The organism is Devosia sp. Root105 (assembly GCF_001424865.1).
GTDB lineage: Bacteria > Pseudomonadota > Alphaproteobacteria > Rhizobiales > Devosiaceae > Devosia_A.
On the sequence record NZ_LMCR01000019.1, the window covers coordinates 557,394 to 570,221 of the forward strand.

The window sequence follows — 12,828 nt, forward strand, 5'->3', positions numbered from 1 at the left end:
CTCAGGCCTCCGCGCGGGCGTTGTTCTCGAAGCCGCGGACGGCCTCGGCGGTGGACATACGGCAGAGATCATCAGCCGTGACCTCGGTGACATAACGGGTCACCTCGACGGGGTTCGGCGCATAGGCCGGCCCGGGATCGAGCGGGTGCGGACAGTTGGAGAACGCGACAAGCAGGTCCATTTCGGCGCGCAGGTCGACATAATCGTTGCCGTTGAGCAGGCCCGGCTGCCAGGCGAAATGGCCGTCTTCGTCGGAGACGCGGATCGGGGCGAACAGGGTCAGCGCCAGCGGAATGTCACGGCGCGACAGGCCGAGCTTGCCGGCGGCGAGCACGAGATTGTCGCGGGTGTTGCGGGTGGCTGTCCCCGGATATTTCGCAGCGTTGGCGGCGGCGGTGGAGCCGCCGAGGAGCACGTCATGGGCGCCGCCGGACGAGTCCTCGGTGATCGACAGCATCACCCGGCCCATGTCGGAGAACAGCACCCGCCCCTTCTGGGTACGGGTGTCCCACTGCACCTTGACGGTGTCCGGCAGATTGAGCCGCTCGCTGCTATCGTGCGCGCTCCAGCAGACGAGAGCGACCGAGGCGGGACCATGGGGTTGGGCAACGCGCAGCGCTTCGCCCTTGCGCAGCACGGTCGACCAGTACCAGCCAGCGGCGATGGTTTCGGTCGCAACGACGCTGCCCGGCGCGATGGGCGCGGCTGGCACAGCGCTGGCTTCGGGCAATGCCCTGGTGGCGAAGGCGAGACCCTTTTTCTGGTGCTCTTCGTAGCGGGCGCGGTCGGCGGCGATCTGCTCTGGGGTTCGGCTCATGCCGGATCTCCTTGAGGGGATGGCGCCGGGTCGTCCCGGCCAATGCCCACCTCATGGATCGGGTCGTCCCGATCGGGGCTATCGGCAAATGCGTCCGGATCGAGCTGGCCTGCGCGACGCGGCGGCCAGATGTCGATGTCGCGGCTGAGCGAGGCGCCGTAGCGTTCGCGCTCGTCGGGCCGGTTGCGTGGCCGCTCGAAGGCGATGACGCGGGTGCCGAGCGTAAAGGCTTCACGCATGTCGTGGGTGACCATCACCACGGTGAGGTTGGTCTCGTTCCACAGACGTTTCATCAGCACATGGATTTCAGCGCGGATGCCCGGATCGAGCGCGCCGAACGGTTCATCGAGCAGCAGAACGCGCGGCTGCATGATCAGCGCCTGCGCCAAGGCAAGGCGCTGCTGCATGCCGCCCGAGAGCTGGGCCGGGAACTTGGTTTCGCTGCCGGCGAGGCCGACTTCGGCAATGAGTTCCCGGGCCTCCTCAACAGCGGCGCGACGCGCCGGACCAACGAGCCGGGCGCGGAAGCGGGAGGCAGCGAATTCCTTGCCGAGCAGCACATTGCCCAGCACGGTCAGGTGCGGGAACACCGAGTAGCGCTGGAACACCACGCCACGGTCGGGTCCCGGTTCGGGTGACAGCGGCGCGCCATCGAGCGTGATGGTCCCCTGCGTCGGGCGTTCCTCGCCGAGCAGCAGTTTGAGGAAGGTGGTCTTGCCGCAGCCCGAGGGGCCGACGAGCGCGACGAAGGCCCGGTCCTCGATGGTGAGCGAGACCTTCTCGAGGACGATCTGGTCGCCGTATTCCTTCCACACATTGTCGACGACGATCATGACGCCTTCCCCAGGTCGGACCAGGGAAAGACCCGGATGCGGAGCAGATCGAGCAGGACGTTGGTGAGCACGGCCAGCAGCGTGATCCAGATCACGTACGGAAAGATCACGTCCATGGAGAGGTAACGGCGGACCAGGAATATCCGGTAGCCAAGCCCGGAATCCGCCGAGATCGCCTCGGCCGCGATGAGGAACAGCCAGGCCGGGCCGAGCTGCAGGCGGAGGCAGGTGATGAGCCGTGGCAGCACCTGCGGCAGGACCACGCGGATGGCGATCTGCCATGAGTTGCCGCCAAGCGTTTCAGCCTTCACCGTCTGCTCGCGCGGCAGTTCCATGACCTTGAGCGCCAGGTCGCGGATCATGATCGGCGCGACACCGATGACGATGAGGGTGATCTTGCTGGTTTCGCCCAGCCCCATGACGATGAACAGGATCGGCAGCAGCGCCAGCGGCGGCACCATCGAGACGGCGGCGAAGAACGGCGCCAGCAGCGCCCGGGCGTAGGGGAACATGCCCACGATCATGCCGAAAACGAGGGCGATGAGCGTGGAAATGCCCAGCGCCGAGAACAGGCGGCCGAGGCTCGCCCAGGTATCGGACCACAGCAGGTATTCGCCGGTGCGGGGGTCGGGGGCGAAAGCCATGCGATTGACCGCGTCAGCGAGGCTGGTCAGCGCCGGCAGCAGCTTGTCGGAGGGGTTGTCGGCGAGCCGGGCCGCCGAGCCCAGCGCATAGGCCAACAGCAGGGCAGCAAACGGCAGCAGCGCCAGGATCAACTGGTTGGTTCGCGATGGCTTGAGGTTGATGAGACGCATGGAGTGGCTCGGATGATTGAGACGTCACCGACCTCCCCCGCCCCTGAGGGCGAGGGTGCCGAGCGCGGCGAGACGGGTGGGGAGCACAGACTTACAGCGTCCCTGCCGCCGCTTCCTTCATGTAGACGTCGGTGAACCGCAGCTTGACGTTGGCCGGATCCCCCAGCACTTCGCCGCCCGGGAGCTCGATGCCGATGACGTCAGCGGAAGCGGCGCCGGAGCCAAGCAGGCCCTTGTCGAACAGGAAGGCGCGGACCTTGTCCATGGTGGTCTGGAGGTCAGGAGAAGTGACGAAGGTCACGGCTTCGGCGGGCGTCGGGAACAGTTTCGTCGCCGCAAGCTGCGCTTCGAAGCCCTGCTGATCGGTACCGGAGGCCGCGCCCATGGCAGCGCGCGCCGCGGCCCCTTCGGGCGTCTGGGCGGTCATGATGGCCATGGTGTCGTACCAGATGCCGGCCAGCGCCTTGCCGAAATTGGGGTTGTCGGCGAGCACCTGGGTGTTGGCGACCATCATGTCGATGATCTCGCCGGGGATCTGCGCGCTGTCGAACACCTTGTGAGCGCCGGGCAGAGCAGCGATCTCCGAGACCATCGGATTCCAGGTGACCATGGCGCTGACATCAGGGGTCTGGAAGGCGCCGACCATATCGGGGTCGGAGGTATTGACGACATTGACGTCGCGCTCGGTCAGACCGACGCTTTCGAGGGCCCGGGCGAGCAGGTAGTGCGAGACCGAGAACTCGACGAGGTTGACCGGCTGGCCCTTGATGTCGGTCAGCGCGGTCTTGTCCTTGAGGATCACCGCGTCGTTGCCGGCCGAGAAGTCACCGATGATGACGGCGGTGGTGTCGACCCCGCCGGCGGCGGGGATGGAGAGGCCATCCATGTTGGTGAGGGTCACCGCGTCATAGGCGCCGGCCGTATATTGGTTCATCGACTCGACGTAGTCGTTGAACTGCGTGACCTCGATGCTGATGCCGTATTTGTCGGCCCATTTCTTGACGATGCCGTTGTCGGCGGCGTAGCCCCAGGGCATCCAGCCGACATAGATCGACCAAGCAACCTTGAAGTCGTTCTTCTGCTGCGCCTCGGCGCCGGTGCCTGCGGCAGCAACGAGCATCGCGAGGGCGAGGGCGGAAACCAGTCTGGTGAACTTCATGCACAATCCCCTGTTTCGACTTGGGGATCGGCGAAGCGCGTAAAGACCCGCGCTGCCAATCCCTTGGCTTACGAGGTCTCCCGGGCTTTTGTCCCGCCGTGTCCCGGAGGGATGTCTCCCGCTCCGGTGAGTGCTCTCGGACCAGACGCGCCGGAAAAGATGGCGCCGGAACCCTAGCTCCTAACTCTGCATACAACGGAGCAAGGGCCATGCCAGAATCGAATATCGTTATCTGTCAGTGCATTAGTAAGATCGTCCGTCTCCAATCCCGACGCTCGGCGTCGAATGCAGGGCATCGTGCACATAAAGTGGGCGCTGCCACTGTGCTGTGCAGTACCTGCTATTTGGTGATGGCAGGAGCCCCGGCATTGGCTCCGAGGTAGCGCTCCTCCCACCAGGTAAAGAGCAGGTCGCGGAGCGCCGCGCCGTCGTCGTCGCCGTAGAGCGGCAGCCGGGCCGCGTCGAACAGGGCCGCTTCTTCCCCGGTCAGCGTGACCGCAAGTTCCTCGATGCGGATCGGCACGTTGGTGAAGGCCGGCGCGTAGGCGGGGTCGCGGGTGAGTTCGCGGTCCGCCTTGATGTGGGGCTGGCGGAAATCCCTGGGTGTCCGCTGGCTGCGCAGCACCGGCGTCGGCGGGACGGCGGCGAGGTCGGCTTCGGTCGCCTCGAACACGGTGAGGCGGATCGGCTTCAGCGAGAAGTTGGAGGTGCGCATGACGTCGGCGCCGCAGACATTGGGCACGGCGAGCACATCGGTCAGCGCCAGGAGATCGACATGGTCCCCTGCCCGGCTCGACTGCCGGGTGATCGTCGCCCGCCCATCGGCGCCGATCTCGGTGTTCATGAAGAAGTTGAAGCTGTCATGCACGTCGTCCGGGGTCAGGCCGTACTCGCGCTGCGCCTCGGACTGGATGTCGTGGCAGTTGGTGTGATCGTGAAAGCCATAGGCGCTTTCGTAAAGATAAGCCGAGCAGCGCGGGAACAACACGTCGTTGCGTTTGACCGTGTCTTTCAGGATGTAGAGCAGCGCCCGCTCGCGCGGCGGCTGGCTCCACAGGAACGCGCCTTCGGTGGGGTTGAAGCCATGCACGGTGCGGGTACGGCCGCAATGCATGAACTCCTTGTAGTCGTGCAGGTTGAAGGCGTTGAAATCGACGCATTGCCCGCCCTCCACCTGCTCGATGCGCAGGATCTGCCCGGCGAGCAGTTCGATCGCCTTGCCGGTGCCCGGCTGCAGCATCAGGGTCTGGAGCACGGTTCTCATTTGGCGCGCCGTTCCGCGTGCTCGCGAATGGCCAGCTTCACCAATGCCGCACGGTCAGGCGCCACGCCTTTTGCGATGGTGCGGTCGATCAGTTCGAGCTGCTGCTGGTTGAGCTTGAGAATAATGGTCCTTGCCGGCATGCGCCTCTCCCGTTCGAATACCAAAACTGTATACATGATTGACGGAACAACGATCCAGTTTCATGCAGATCAGCCATGCGATTCTCGCATGTTGACCGCAAGTGTCTGCAAACTGCTGCAGTTTTTGCTGTCCGATGGTGAAATCTGGCATACTTGCAACTCACAATCTCGTATGCATGAATGGATCGACAACACGAGGTTTGAATGACCAGACCATCCCCCCGCACCGATATCGCTCACGAGGCGCTGAAACAGGCGATCCTCGAGCGGGCGCTGCAACCGGGCACTAAACTGCCCGAGGATGAGATCGGCGCACATTTCGGCATGAGCCGGACGCTGGTGCGGGCAGTGCTGGCGAAACTGCAATCAGAAGGGCTGGTCGATGCTCGGCCCAAGCGCACGGCCATCGTCGCCCAACCGACCCTGGCGGAGGCCCGTGACGTCTTCGAGGTGCGGCGCGGGCTGGAGGCCCAGGCCGTCGACCTCGTCATCAAGCGCTGGAAACCAAGCTTTGGCGCCGAGCTCGAAGGGCTGGTGCGCGAGGAGGATGCGGCCCGCGAGCGGCATGAAGAACACGTTGCCGGGCGCCTGGGTGGTGAGTTTCACATCCGGCTGGCGAAACTGAGCGGCAATGTCCTGCTCGAGCGCTACATGTCGGAACTTGTGACCCGCTGTTCGCTGATCCTTGCCGTTTACGGCTCGCCGCACAGCCACGATCACAGCGGCCCCAACGAGCATATCGAGATCATCGCCGCGCTGCGTGCCGGCGACGCTGCCAAGGCCATCGCCCTCATGGATGCGCACATGTCCGCCGTGGAGCGTCGGGCCATGCACGATACCGACCCCGCCGGCGCGGCGCTCGGCGACGTGCTCGCCCGCTATGCCGGCGCGATCGCCGCGCCCGCCGGCGCCATCCCGCTCAAGCGCAAGCGCGCCAGATGAGCGGCCACCTGCATTTCGACTTCGCCGAACTGGACCCGCGCGAGCGCTACAAGCTGCTGATCGGGACGGTGATCCCGCGGCCTATCGCGTTCATCACCACACTGAGCCGCGACGGCCGGCGCAACGCCGGGCCGTTCAGCTTCTTCAATGTTCTCACCCACGATCCGGCGATCGTCGCCATCGGCATCGAGAACTACGACGACATGCGCCTCAAGGACACGGCGCGCAATATCCGCGAGACCGAGGAGTTCACCGTCCACATCGTCGATGACGCACTGGCCGCGCAGATGGAGATCTGCGCCATCAAGTTCGGCCCCGATGTCGATGAACTCAGCGAGGCCGGCCTCGAAACGGTACCCGGCAAGGCAGTGCGCAGCCCGCGCATCGTCTCGGCCCCGGCGGCGCTCGAATGCCGCCGGCACATGACCATCGAAGTGGGCAAGGCGCGCGAGATCGTGCTCGGCCAGGTGCTGGGCATCCACATCCGCGCCGACATCGTCGATGCGGCACGCCTCCACGTCGACCAGATCAAGATGGATGCGATCGGCCGTCTCGGTGGCCATGGCTATGCCCGCACGCGCGACCAGTTCGACATCCGGACGCTCAGCGTGGGCGAGTACGAACAGCTCAAGGCCGACCGCCTTGTGACTGAGACCGGCGCCGCCTAGCCGCGCGCAGGAACGACCCGACTAAACGGAACGCCGCGCCAACGCGTGGCCGAGACGGTGAGCGCATGCCGCGCTCCCCGGACGATGAAACCTGGACTCATGGGGGTGCAACCTTGTCCAACTTCTCAATGAACCGCCGACATTTCCTCGGCACTGCTGCCGCCGGATCGCTGCTGCTGGCGAGTGGCATGAAGGCGCAAGCTGCAACGCCGCTGACCATCGGCATGATCTATGTCGGGCCGGTCACCGATTTCGGCTGGAACCAGGCCCATGCGGTCGGCGCCGCCGCGCTGAAGGCGCTGCCCGATGTCACCGTGGTGGAGGAGGAGAATGTCCCCGAAACCGACGCGGTCGCCCAGTCGATGGAATCGATGATCAACCTCGACGGCGCCAAGCTGCTGTTTCCGACCTCGTTCGGTTATTTCGACCCCTTCATGAAGGAAGCGGCGAAGAAGCATGCGGACGTCGAATTCCGCCACCCGACGTCGCTGTGGAACAAGGACACCGACCCGCTCAACCTCGGAGGCTACTTCTGCTACCTCGACCAGGGCCACTACGTGAACGGCGTCGCTGCAGGCCTCTCGACCAAATCCAACAAGATCGGCTTCATCGCCGCCAAGCCGATCGCGCTGGTGCTGCGAAACGTCAACGCCTTCACGCTGGGCGTCAAGAAGGTGAACCCCAACGCCGAGGTGCGCCTCATCATCACCGGCGAGTGGAGCCTGCCGGTGCGCGAGGCCGAGGCCGCCAATGCGCTGGTGGATGCCGGCTGCGACGTCATCGCCTGCCACGTCGACAGCCCCAAGGTGGTGGTCGAGACGGCCGAGGCGCGTGGCGTCAAGAGCTGCGGCCATAATGCCGACCAGGCCTCGCTGGCCCCCAACGGCTTCATCACCGGCGCCGAGCTCAAATGGGGCACGGTCTATACCGAGTACGCCAGGCTGATCGCCGCAGGCGAGAAACTGCCCAACGTCAACGAGGGCGGCTACGACAAGGACATGGTCTTTTCCACGCCGTTCGGCGTGGGAGCGACCGAAGCGGCGATCGCCGCAGCCACCAACGCCATTGCCGAAACCAGAGCCGGGACGCCGATTTTCGTCGGCCCGCTCACGGACAATACCGGCAAGCTCATCAGTCAGGAGACGCTCGGTCTCTATGACGGCGCCCTGTGGGGCACCGACTACCTGATCGAAGGCGTGGTCGGCTCGATCACCTGAGAGCCTCGGTGTGCGGGCCCGCTACGGCGAGCCCGCGCACCGATCCAACTGCTTGGGGGCATTGGTGGAGGGCTGGCTCCGCCAATGCCTGAAGCCCACCCGAGCTTAGTTGCCGGCCCGACCCGTCTCGAACAGGAACCAGGTCCGGCGTTCGGCTTCGTCGATCCAGACTTCGACGAGGCTGGTGGTGGCGGAATCATTGTGACCGGCGGCGAGTTCGTGCACGGCACGCAGCAGGCTGACGAAGCGTGAGTTGTCATCGGCCAGTTCGGCCAGCATGTCGGCCGGGGTGACGAACTCGGCATCGTTGTCGGAGAGGCGCTGCAGGCGGCCGATCTGGCCGATCGAGCGCAGGGTGCCACCGCCGATCTTGCGGGCCCGTTCGGCAATATCGTCGGTGATGGCGAAGATCTGGTCGGCCTGCTCGTCGAGCAGCAGGTGATAATCGCGGAAATGCGGGCCCGACATATGCCAGTGGAAGTTCTTGGTCTTGAGGTAGAGCGCGAAAGTGTCGGCCAGCAGTGCGGTCAGCGCGGCGGCAATGTCCTTGACCGCGGCTTCGCCGAGATCGGTGGGGGTGTGGAGCGGCGCGGCGCGCAGTGCACGGGTACGAGCGATGTCCATTCTGTTTCTCCTTGAGTGAGTGGGTCAGGCGACCGGGTCGATCGGGTTGATACGGTTGACGAGCAGGGGATCCTGTTCGGTGAAGGGGAAATCGGGGAGTTCGGCGCGCGACACCCTCAGCGTTGCGGCCAGCACTTCGGGCGGAAAGCTGCCGACAAGGGTGCGGAAACCGATATCGCCGGGGTCGGCGCGATCAAAGAAGATCAGGAAGTGGGCGTCGCCGGCGCCGATATTCTCGATGTGATGCGGATAGGCTGGCGGGATGAAGTAGACGTCGCCGCTCTGCAGCTCGTAGGTGTCCGTCGTTCCATCCGGGTCGAGGATGGTCATCCGCGCCCGGCCCTCCAGCACGTAGCCCATCTCGGCGGTGGCCGGGTGCCAGTGCGGCTCGCGCATGCCGACATCCGAGATGCGGACCGAGTACATCGCGATATCCTCGAGCACCGGCCACAACCCCGCCTTGGTCTGGCGGGCGGAGCCGGCGGCGGCGTCGATCTGCGGCAGGTTGGTCTCGACGCGATACTTCAGCGCATCGACATGCAGGGCCTGCAGCTCGATCTCGGCCTCGCCGTCGACATGGACGATCTCGGGCTCGATCGGGCGGGTGGTGATGCTGCCGATCTCCTGGAAGAAGGCGGTCGGCGCGTCGAAGGTGTTGCCGAGCACGGCCGGCGTCATGGCCGCGAAGCTGCCGCCAAGACCGAAATCCTCGGGCTTCTCATGCGAGAACGCCAGGATAAACTCGGCTTCGGCCGGGCCGATATTGCGGATCGAGTGGAGGCTGCCGCTCGGGGCGAAGAACATGTCGCCGGGCCGGACGACGAAGCTGTTGCGTACAGCGTGATTGCGGACGATGGTGACCAGCGCCTCGCCGCGGACGCAGTAGCCCAGTTCGTGGGCATTGGCGTGCCAATGCGGTTCGCGCAGCCCTTCGGGCGCCAGCAGCAACCGGCGCAGCGACAGACGCTTCAGGAGCGGCAACGCCGTGCTGTCGATATGAACCGTCGATCCCGACGCGTTCGCATAGCTGGGCGGCTGTAGGCTGATTGAAGCGACATGCCGCGAGGTATTGGGTTTGAAGTCCATGTCTCGTCTCCTCAGGTCGGGTTGACCATCGGAAGGTGGACTGAACGCGGCGCCGGCAGAATCCTCCGCAGGTTTGCGTGGCTCATACCTGAGTACAGGGTCGAGCCAACCAGCGCACGATGGGCTGCCGATCCCGGGGCGCGTTAGCTCGATAGTCGAAGCAGCCCAGCGAACGGAGACATCCAATGGAGCGCTCGATCACGGCCGGCAACCCTACCGGCACGAGCTATGAAGGCCTTGCACCATTGCTGGCGTTCGTTGCGGGCTATGTCGACGCCACGACGTTCCTGGCGTTCGGTGGCCTGTTCGTGGCCCAGGCCACCGGCAGCCTGGTGGTCGCAGGCTCCGCCTTCGAAGCCGGTGGCGCCGATATCCTCAAGCTCGCGGCCATCCCTGCCTTCATTCTGGCCGGTATTGTAACGACCGCGGTGGTGCGCAGCTTCGGCCCCGACCGGGAGCACGCCCTCGCGGCTGCGCTGTTCATGGAGACAGTGTTGGTAGCCGGACTGGCGCTGTCGGCGTTGCTGATCCCGCATGACGCGCTGCTGCCGGGGCTGTTCGGCCTAGGCGCCATGGGCGTGCAGAGCGCGCTGGTGCGCCTGTTGCTCAGCGGCGGGTCGACCAACGTGATGACCACCAACCTGACGCAGCTTTCGATCGACATCGAGGGCGCCCTTGCCGGTCTCGCGCGCAACCACATCGACCGCACGGCACTCGCATCGCTGCGCCGGGTGGCGCTGTTGATCCTGGGCTTTCTCGCAGGCGTGCTGGTGGGCAGCGTCGGATTTCATATCGCCGGCAGCGCCGGTGTGGTGCTGATGGTGGCCGTGCTCGCGGCACTGGCGCTGTGCGCCTGGATCCACGCTTTGCCCTGAGGCGACCCAAACCTCTGTATGATGGCAAATCTCCAGCGCCGCGGCACATTGCGTGCCGATAAGCCCGCCGCACTATCCGAGTTGCTCGGAGCGCGGCATGATCGGGTCGCCCGGACCACGCCGGGCGCTAGAGGATACGCGCGTCAATGTCGTCACAAGCCGTCGCAGAAGGTGGAGCAGCGCCGGGTGGCAAGCGGCCGCAACCGCTGATCGGCGCCAATGGCTATCGCCTCAGCGCTGCGGCGCTGGCGCTCGCGATCTTCCTCTTCGATATCCTGTCGCCGCTCGAAGGCGCCATCGCCGTGCTCTACGTGCTCGTGGTGTTCATGGTGGCGCGCACTGGCCGACGCAGGGAGATCATCGCCGCCGCTGCCGCCTGCCTCGGGCTCACCCTGCTGGCTTATTTCATCTCGCATGGCATCAGCCATGCCGGCGCACCGACGCTGCGCGCGCTGGTCAGCATCGCCGCTATCGGCGTTGCGGCCCTGCTGGCCCTGCAGAACCAATCGGCCACCGCCACGCTGGTGCGCAGCGAACGGCGTTACCGGCGGATGTTCGACGCCACGCGGATCGGCGTGATGCAAGAGGACTGGTCGCGCGTTCGAAGCGAACTGGCCGATGCGAGTCCCGCTGACCTCGAAGCGCGTGCGCCGGGCCTGATCCGCATTGTCGACGTCAATCCGGCATTCCTCGCCATGGTTGGCGTCGGCGCGGGCAGCTTCCGTGGCACCGTCGACGACATCCTGAGCGCCGGCGATCGCACGTTTGCCGGCGCGCTCGCCGCTTTCGCCCGTGGCGACACCCACTATGAAGGCGAGACCGAGATCATCGCCACCGACGGCCGGCGCGTGCCGGTGCTGTTCGCCATCACCCTTCCAGCAACGCCTGAGGATGACGGCAACGTGCTGGTCTTCGTGGTCGACATCACCGAACGGCGCGAAGCGCATGACGCGCTGCACCTGGCGCAGACCGAGCTGGCGCATGCCGCCCGGGTGGCGACGCTGGGTGAGCTGACCGCCTCGATTGCCCACGAGGTCAACCAGCCGCTGATGGCGGTGGTGACCAATGGCGAGGCCGGCATGCGCTGGCTGCGACGCGAGCCGCCGGACCTCGGCGAGGTTGAGAAGGCAATGGGCCGGGTGATCTCTGAAGGCCGCCGCGCCAGCGATATCGTCAAGCGCATCCGCGCCTTCCTCAGCAAGGCGCCGGGTCAACCGGCCGAGCTGAGCGTCTCCTCGCTGATCGAGGACGCTTCGGCGCTGGTCGAGCGCGAGCTGGCCCGGGCGGGCGTGCAGTTGCGCATCGAGGCGCCGGACGGATTGCCCACGGTGCTCGGCGACCGGGTGCAGTTGCAGCAGGTGCTGGTGAACCTGATGGTCAACGCCAGCCAGGCCATGGCAGGCCATCCCGGCAACCGCCACTTGACCGTCAAGGCATGGGCAGACAGCGGCAAGATCGCGATCACGGTGTCTGATACCGGCCCCGGCATCGCGGCACAGGACCTGCAGCGGCTGTTCGACCCGTTCTTCACCACCAAGGCAGACGGCATGGGCATGGGGCTCGCGATTTGCCGGACCACCGTCGAGGCGCATGGTGGCTCTCTCACCGTCGAAAGCGAGCCACCCGATGGCGCGACCTTTCGCATATCGCTGCCAGCCCAGGAGGCCAGCCCATGATCCGGCAGACATCGGGGCGCGGCGCCTCGGCAGAAGACCCCACAGTGCCGTTCGTGGCGGTCGTCGACGACGATCCGGCAGTGCTCGAAGCGCTCGACAGCCTGCTGCGCTCCATCTCGCTCGCAACGCGGTTGTTCGGCTCGCCGGCCGAGCTGCTGGCCGCACAGTTGCCCGATGCGCCGGGCTGCATCGTGCTCGATGTCCGGCTGCCGGGCGTCAGCGGGCTGGATTTCCAGGGGCAACTGGTCGAGCGCGGCATCGGTCGGCCGATCGTGTTCATGACCGGGCACGGCGATATCCCGATGAGCGTCCGCGCCATGAAGGCCGGGGCGGTAGATTTCCTGTCCAAGCCCTTCCGCGACCAGGACATGCTGGACGCGGTCTCCGCCGCCATCGAACGCGATCGGCAGCAGAGGGCGGCGGCGGCCAGCCGCAACGATCTGACGGCGGAGTTCGAAACGCTGACGGCGCGGGAGCGCGAGGTCATGACCCACGTCGTGGCTGGCCTCATGAACAAGCAGGTCGCCGGCATCCTGGGGCTCAGCGAGATCACCGTGAAAATCCATCGTGGCAACGTCATGCGAAAGATGGGTGTGCGGACGCTCGCCGACCTGGTGCGAAAGGCCGAGGCGCTCGGGATCAAACCATGAGGGGGAGAGGGGCAAACCTGCGTATGATTCCGCGGGACTCGCAGCTGCGCCATAACGACGGT

14 protein-coding genes and 1 riboswitch are annotated in these 12,828 nt (G+C 65.7%); of the genes, 6 read left to right on the forward strand and 8 right to left on the reverse strand.

Annotated elements, in window-relative coordinates; all coding sequences use genetic code 11:
- Position 1 precedes the first annotated feature (1 nt).
- The 6 genes from ASC68_RS25130 to ASC68_RS28830 form a co-directional block, all read right to left on the reverse strand.
- A complete protein-coding gene (locus ASC68_RS25130) occupies positions 2-817 on the reverse strand; it encodes an urea amidolyase associated protein UAAP1 (protein ID WP_055885904.1) in 816 nt (271 codons plus the stop codon).
- Positions 814-1,650, reverse strand: a complete 837-nt coding sequence (locus ASC68_RS25135; protein WP_055885908.1) for an ABC transporter ATP-binding protein — start codon at positions 1,648-1,650, stop codon at positions 814-816. The genes ASC68_RS25130 and ASC68_RS25135 overlap by 4 nt, the downstream gene beginning before the upstream one ends.
- Positions 1,647-2,465, reverse strand: coding sequence for an ABC transporter permease (locus ASC68_RS25140; RefSeq protein WP_055885911.1), 819 nt, complete (start codon positions 2,463-2,465; stop codon positions 1,647-1,649). The genes ASC68_RS25135 and ASC68_RS25140 overlap by 4 nt, the downstream gene beginning before the upstream one ends.
- 91 nt (positions 2,466-2,556) lie before the next feature.
- A complete protein-coding gene (locus ASC68_RS25145; protein WP_055885914.1) occupies positions 2,557-3,624 on the reverse strand; it encodes a putative urea ABC transporter substrate-binding protein in 1,068 nt (355 codons plus the stop codon).
- A gap of 75 nt (positions 3,625-3,699) precedes the next feature.
- Positions 3,700-3,812, reverse strand: a riboswitch (guanidine-I (ykkC/yxkD leader).
- A 152-nt stretch (positions 3,813-3,964) separates the two neighbouring features.
- A complete protein-coding gene (locus tag ASC68_RS25150) occupies positions 3,965-4,888 on the reverse strand; it encodes an urea carboxylase-associated family protein (RefSeq protein WP_055885915.1) in 924 nt (307 codons plus the stop codon).
- Positions 4,885-5,028: a hypothetical protein gene (locus tag ASC68_RS28830; protein ID WP_156384760.1), complete on the reverse strand. Its 144-nt coding sequence runs from the start codon at positions 5,026-5,028 to the stop codon at positions 4,885-4,887. Before ASC68_RS28830 ends, ASC68_RS25150 begins: the two co-directional genes overlap by 4 nt.
- Before the next feature lie 204 nt (positions 5,029-5,232).
- On the opposite strand from ASC68_RS28830, the gene ASC68_RS25155 reads away from it, so the two are divergent.
- The 3 genes from ASC68_RS25155 (at position 5,233) to ASC68_RS25165 (ending at position 7,855) form a co-directional block, all read left to right on the forward strand.
- On the forward strand, positions 5,233-5,970 hold the full coding sequence (locus ASC68_RS25155; protein WP_055885917.1) for a GntR family transcriptional regulator: 738 nt from the start codon (positions 5,233-5,235) through the stop codon (positions 5,968-5,970).
- Positions 5,967-6,638, forward strand: a complete 672-nt coding sequence (locus ASC68_RS25160) for a flavin reductase family protein (protein ID WP_055885921.1) — start codon at positions 5,967-5,969, stop codon at positions 6,636-6,638. Before ASC68_RS25155 ends, ASC68_RS25160 begins: the two co-directional genes overlap by 4 nt.
- 128 nt (positions 6,639-6,766) lie before the next feature.
- Positions 6,767-7,855: a BMP family ABC transporter substrate-binding protein gene (locus ASC68_RS25165; protein WP_349236253.1), complete on the forward strand. Its 1,089-nt coding sequence runs from the start codon at positions 6,767-6,769 to the stop codon at positions 7,853-7,855.
- A gap of 105 nt (positions 7,856-7,960) precedes the next feature.
- Here the strand turns inward: ASC68_RS25165 and ASC68_RS25170 are convergent, their stop codons facing one another.
- Together ASC68_RS25170 and ASC68_RS25175 are read right to left on the reverse strand one after the other, a co-directional pair.
- Positions 7,961-8,479 carry a DNA starvation/stationary phase protection protein gene (locus tag ASC68_RS25170; RefSeq protein ID WP_055885926.1) on the reverse strand — a complete coding sequence of 173 codons (519 nt, stop codon included), beginning with the start codon at positions 8,477-8,479 and terminating at the stop codon, positions 7,961-7,963.
- Between the two features lie 24 nt (positions 8,480-8,503).
- A complete protein-coding gene (locus tag ASC68_RS25175) occupies positions 8,504-9,565 on the reverse strand; it encodes a cupin domain-containing protein (protein ID WP_055885929.1) in 1,062 nt (353 codons plus the stop codon).
- Between the two features lie 185 nt (positions 9,566-9,750).
- Here ASC68_RS25175 and ASC68_RS25180 point away from each other — a divergent pair, with 185 nt between their 5' ends.
- From ASC68_RS25180 to ASC68_RS25190, 3 genes are all read left to right on the forward strand, one after another.
- Positions 9,751-10,440 carry a YoaK family protein gene (locus ASC68_RS25180; protein WP_055885931.1) on the forward strand — a complete coding sequence of 230 codons (690 nt, stop codon included), beginning with the start codon at positions 9,751-9,753 and terminating at the stop codon, positions 10,438-10,440.
- A gap of 146 nt (positions 10,441-10,586) precedes the next feature.
- The gene (locus ASC68_RS25185; protein ID WP_055885934.1) at positions 10,587-12,116 is read left to right on the forward strand and encodes an ATP-binding protein; all 1,530 of its coding nucleotides are present in this window, start codon (positions 10,587-10,589) and stop codon (positions 12,114-12,116) included.
- Complete coding sequence (locus ASC68_RS25190; RefSeq protein WP_055885937.1) at positions 12,113-12,766, forward strand: response regulator transcription factor; 654 nt, start codon at positions 12,113-12,115, stop codon at positions 12,764-12,766. Before ASC68_RS25185 ends, ASC68_RS25190 begins: the two co-directional genes overlap by 4 nt.
- The last annotated feature ends 62 nt before the right edge of the window (positions 12,767-12,828 follow it).

What these genes read in the sequence shown, in the direction of transcription:
- ASC68_RS25140 (WP_055885911.1), bottom strand. Translation starts at nt 2,465, where the DNA reads ATGCGTCTCATCAACCTCAAGCCATCGCGAACCAACCAGTTGATCCTG.
- ASC68_RS25165 (WP_349236253.1), top strand. Translation starts at nt 6,767, where the DNA reads ATGAACCGCCGACATTTCCTCGGCACTGCTGCCGCCGGATCGCTGCTG.
- ASC68_RS25180 (WP_055885931.1), top strand. Translation starts at nt 9,751, where the DNA reads ATGGAGCGCTCGATCACGGCCGGCAACCCTACCGGCACGAGCTATGAA.
- ASC68_RS25155 (WP_055885917.1), top strand. Translation starts at nt 5,233, where the DNA reads ATGACCAGACCATCCCCCCGCACCGATATCGCTCACGAGGCGCTGAAA.
- ASC68_RS25175 (WP_055885929.1), bottom strand. Translation starts at nt 9,565, where the DNA reads ATGGACTTCAAACCCAATACCTCGCGGCATGTCGCTTCAATCAGCCTA.
- ASC68_RS25170 (WP_055885926.1), bottom strand. Translation starts at nt 8,479, where the DNA reads ATGGACATCGCTCGTACCCGTGCACTGCGCGCCGCGCCGCTCCACACC.
- ASC68_RS25135 (WP_055885908.1), bottom strand. Translation starts at nt 1,650, where the DNA reads ATGATCGTCGTCGACAATGTGTGGAAGGAATACGGCGACCAGATCGTC.
- ASC68_RS25145 (WP_055885914.1), bottom strand. Translation starts at nt 3,624, where the DNA reads ATGAAGTTCACCAGACTGGTTTCCGCCCTCGCCCTCGCGATGCTCGTT.
- ASC68_RS25130 (WP_055885904.1), bottom strand. Translation starts at nt 817, where the DNA reads ATGAGCCGAACCCCAGAGCAGATCGCCGCCGACCGCGCCCGCTACGAA.
- ASC68_RS25150 (WP_055885915.1), bottom strand. Translation starts at nt 4,888, where the DNA reads ATGAGAACCGTGCTCCAGACCCTGATGCTGCAGCCGGGCACCGGCAAG.
- ASC68_RS25160 (WP_055885921.1), top strand. Translation starts at nt 5,967, where the DNA reads ATGAGCGGCCACCTGCATTTCGACTTCGCCGAACTGGACCCGCGCGAG.
- ASC68_RS25185 (WP_055885934.1), top strand. Translation starts at nt 10,587, where the DNA reads ATGTCGTCACAAGCCGTCGCAGAAGGTGGAGCAGCGCCGGGTGGCAAG.
- ASC68_RS25190 (WP_055885937.1), top strand. Translation starts at nt 12,113, where the DNA reads ATGATCCGGCAGACATCGGGGCGCGGCGCCTCGGCAGAAGACCCCACA.
- ASC68_RS28830 (WP_156384760.1), bottom strand. Translation starts at nt 5,028, where the DNA reads ATGCCGGCAAGGACCATTATTCTCAAGCTCAACCAGCAGCAGCTCGAA.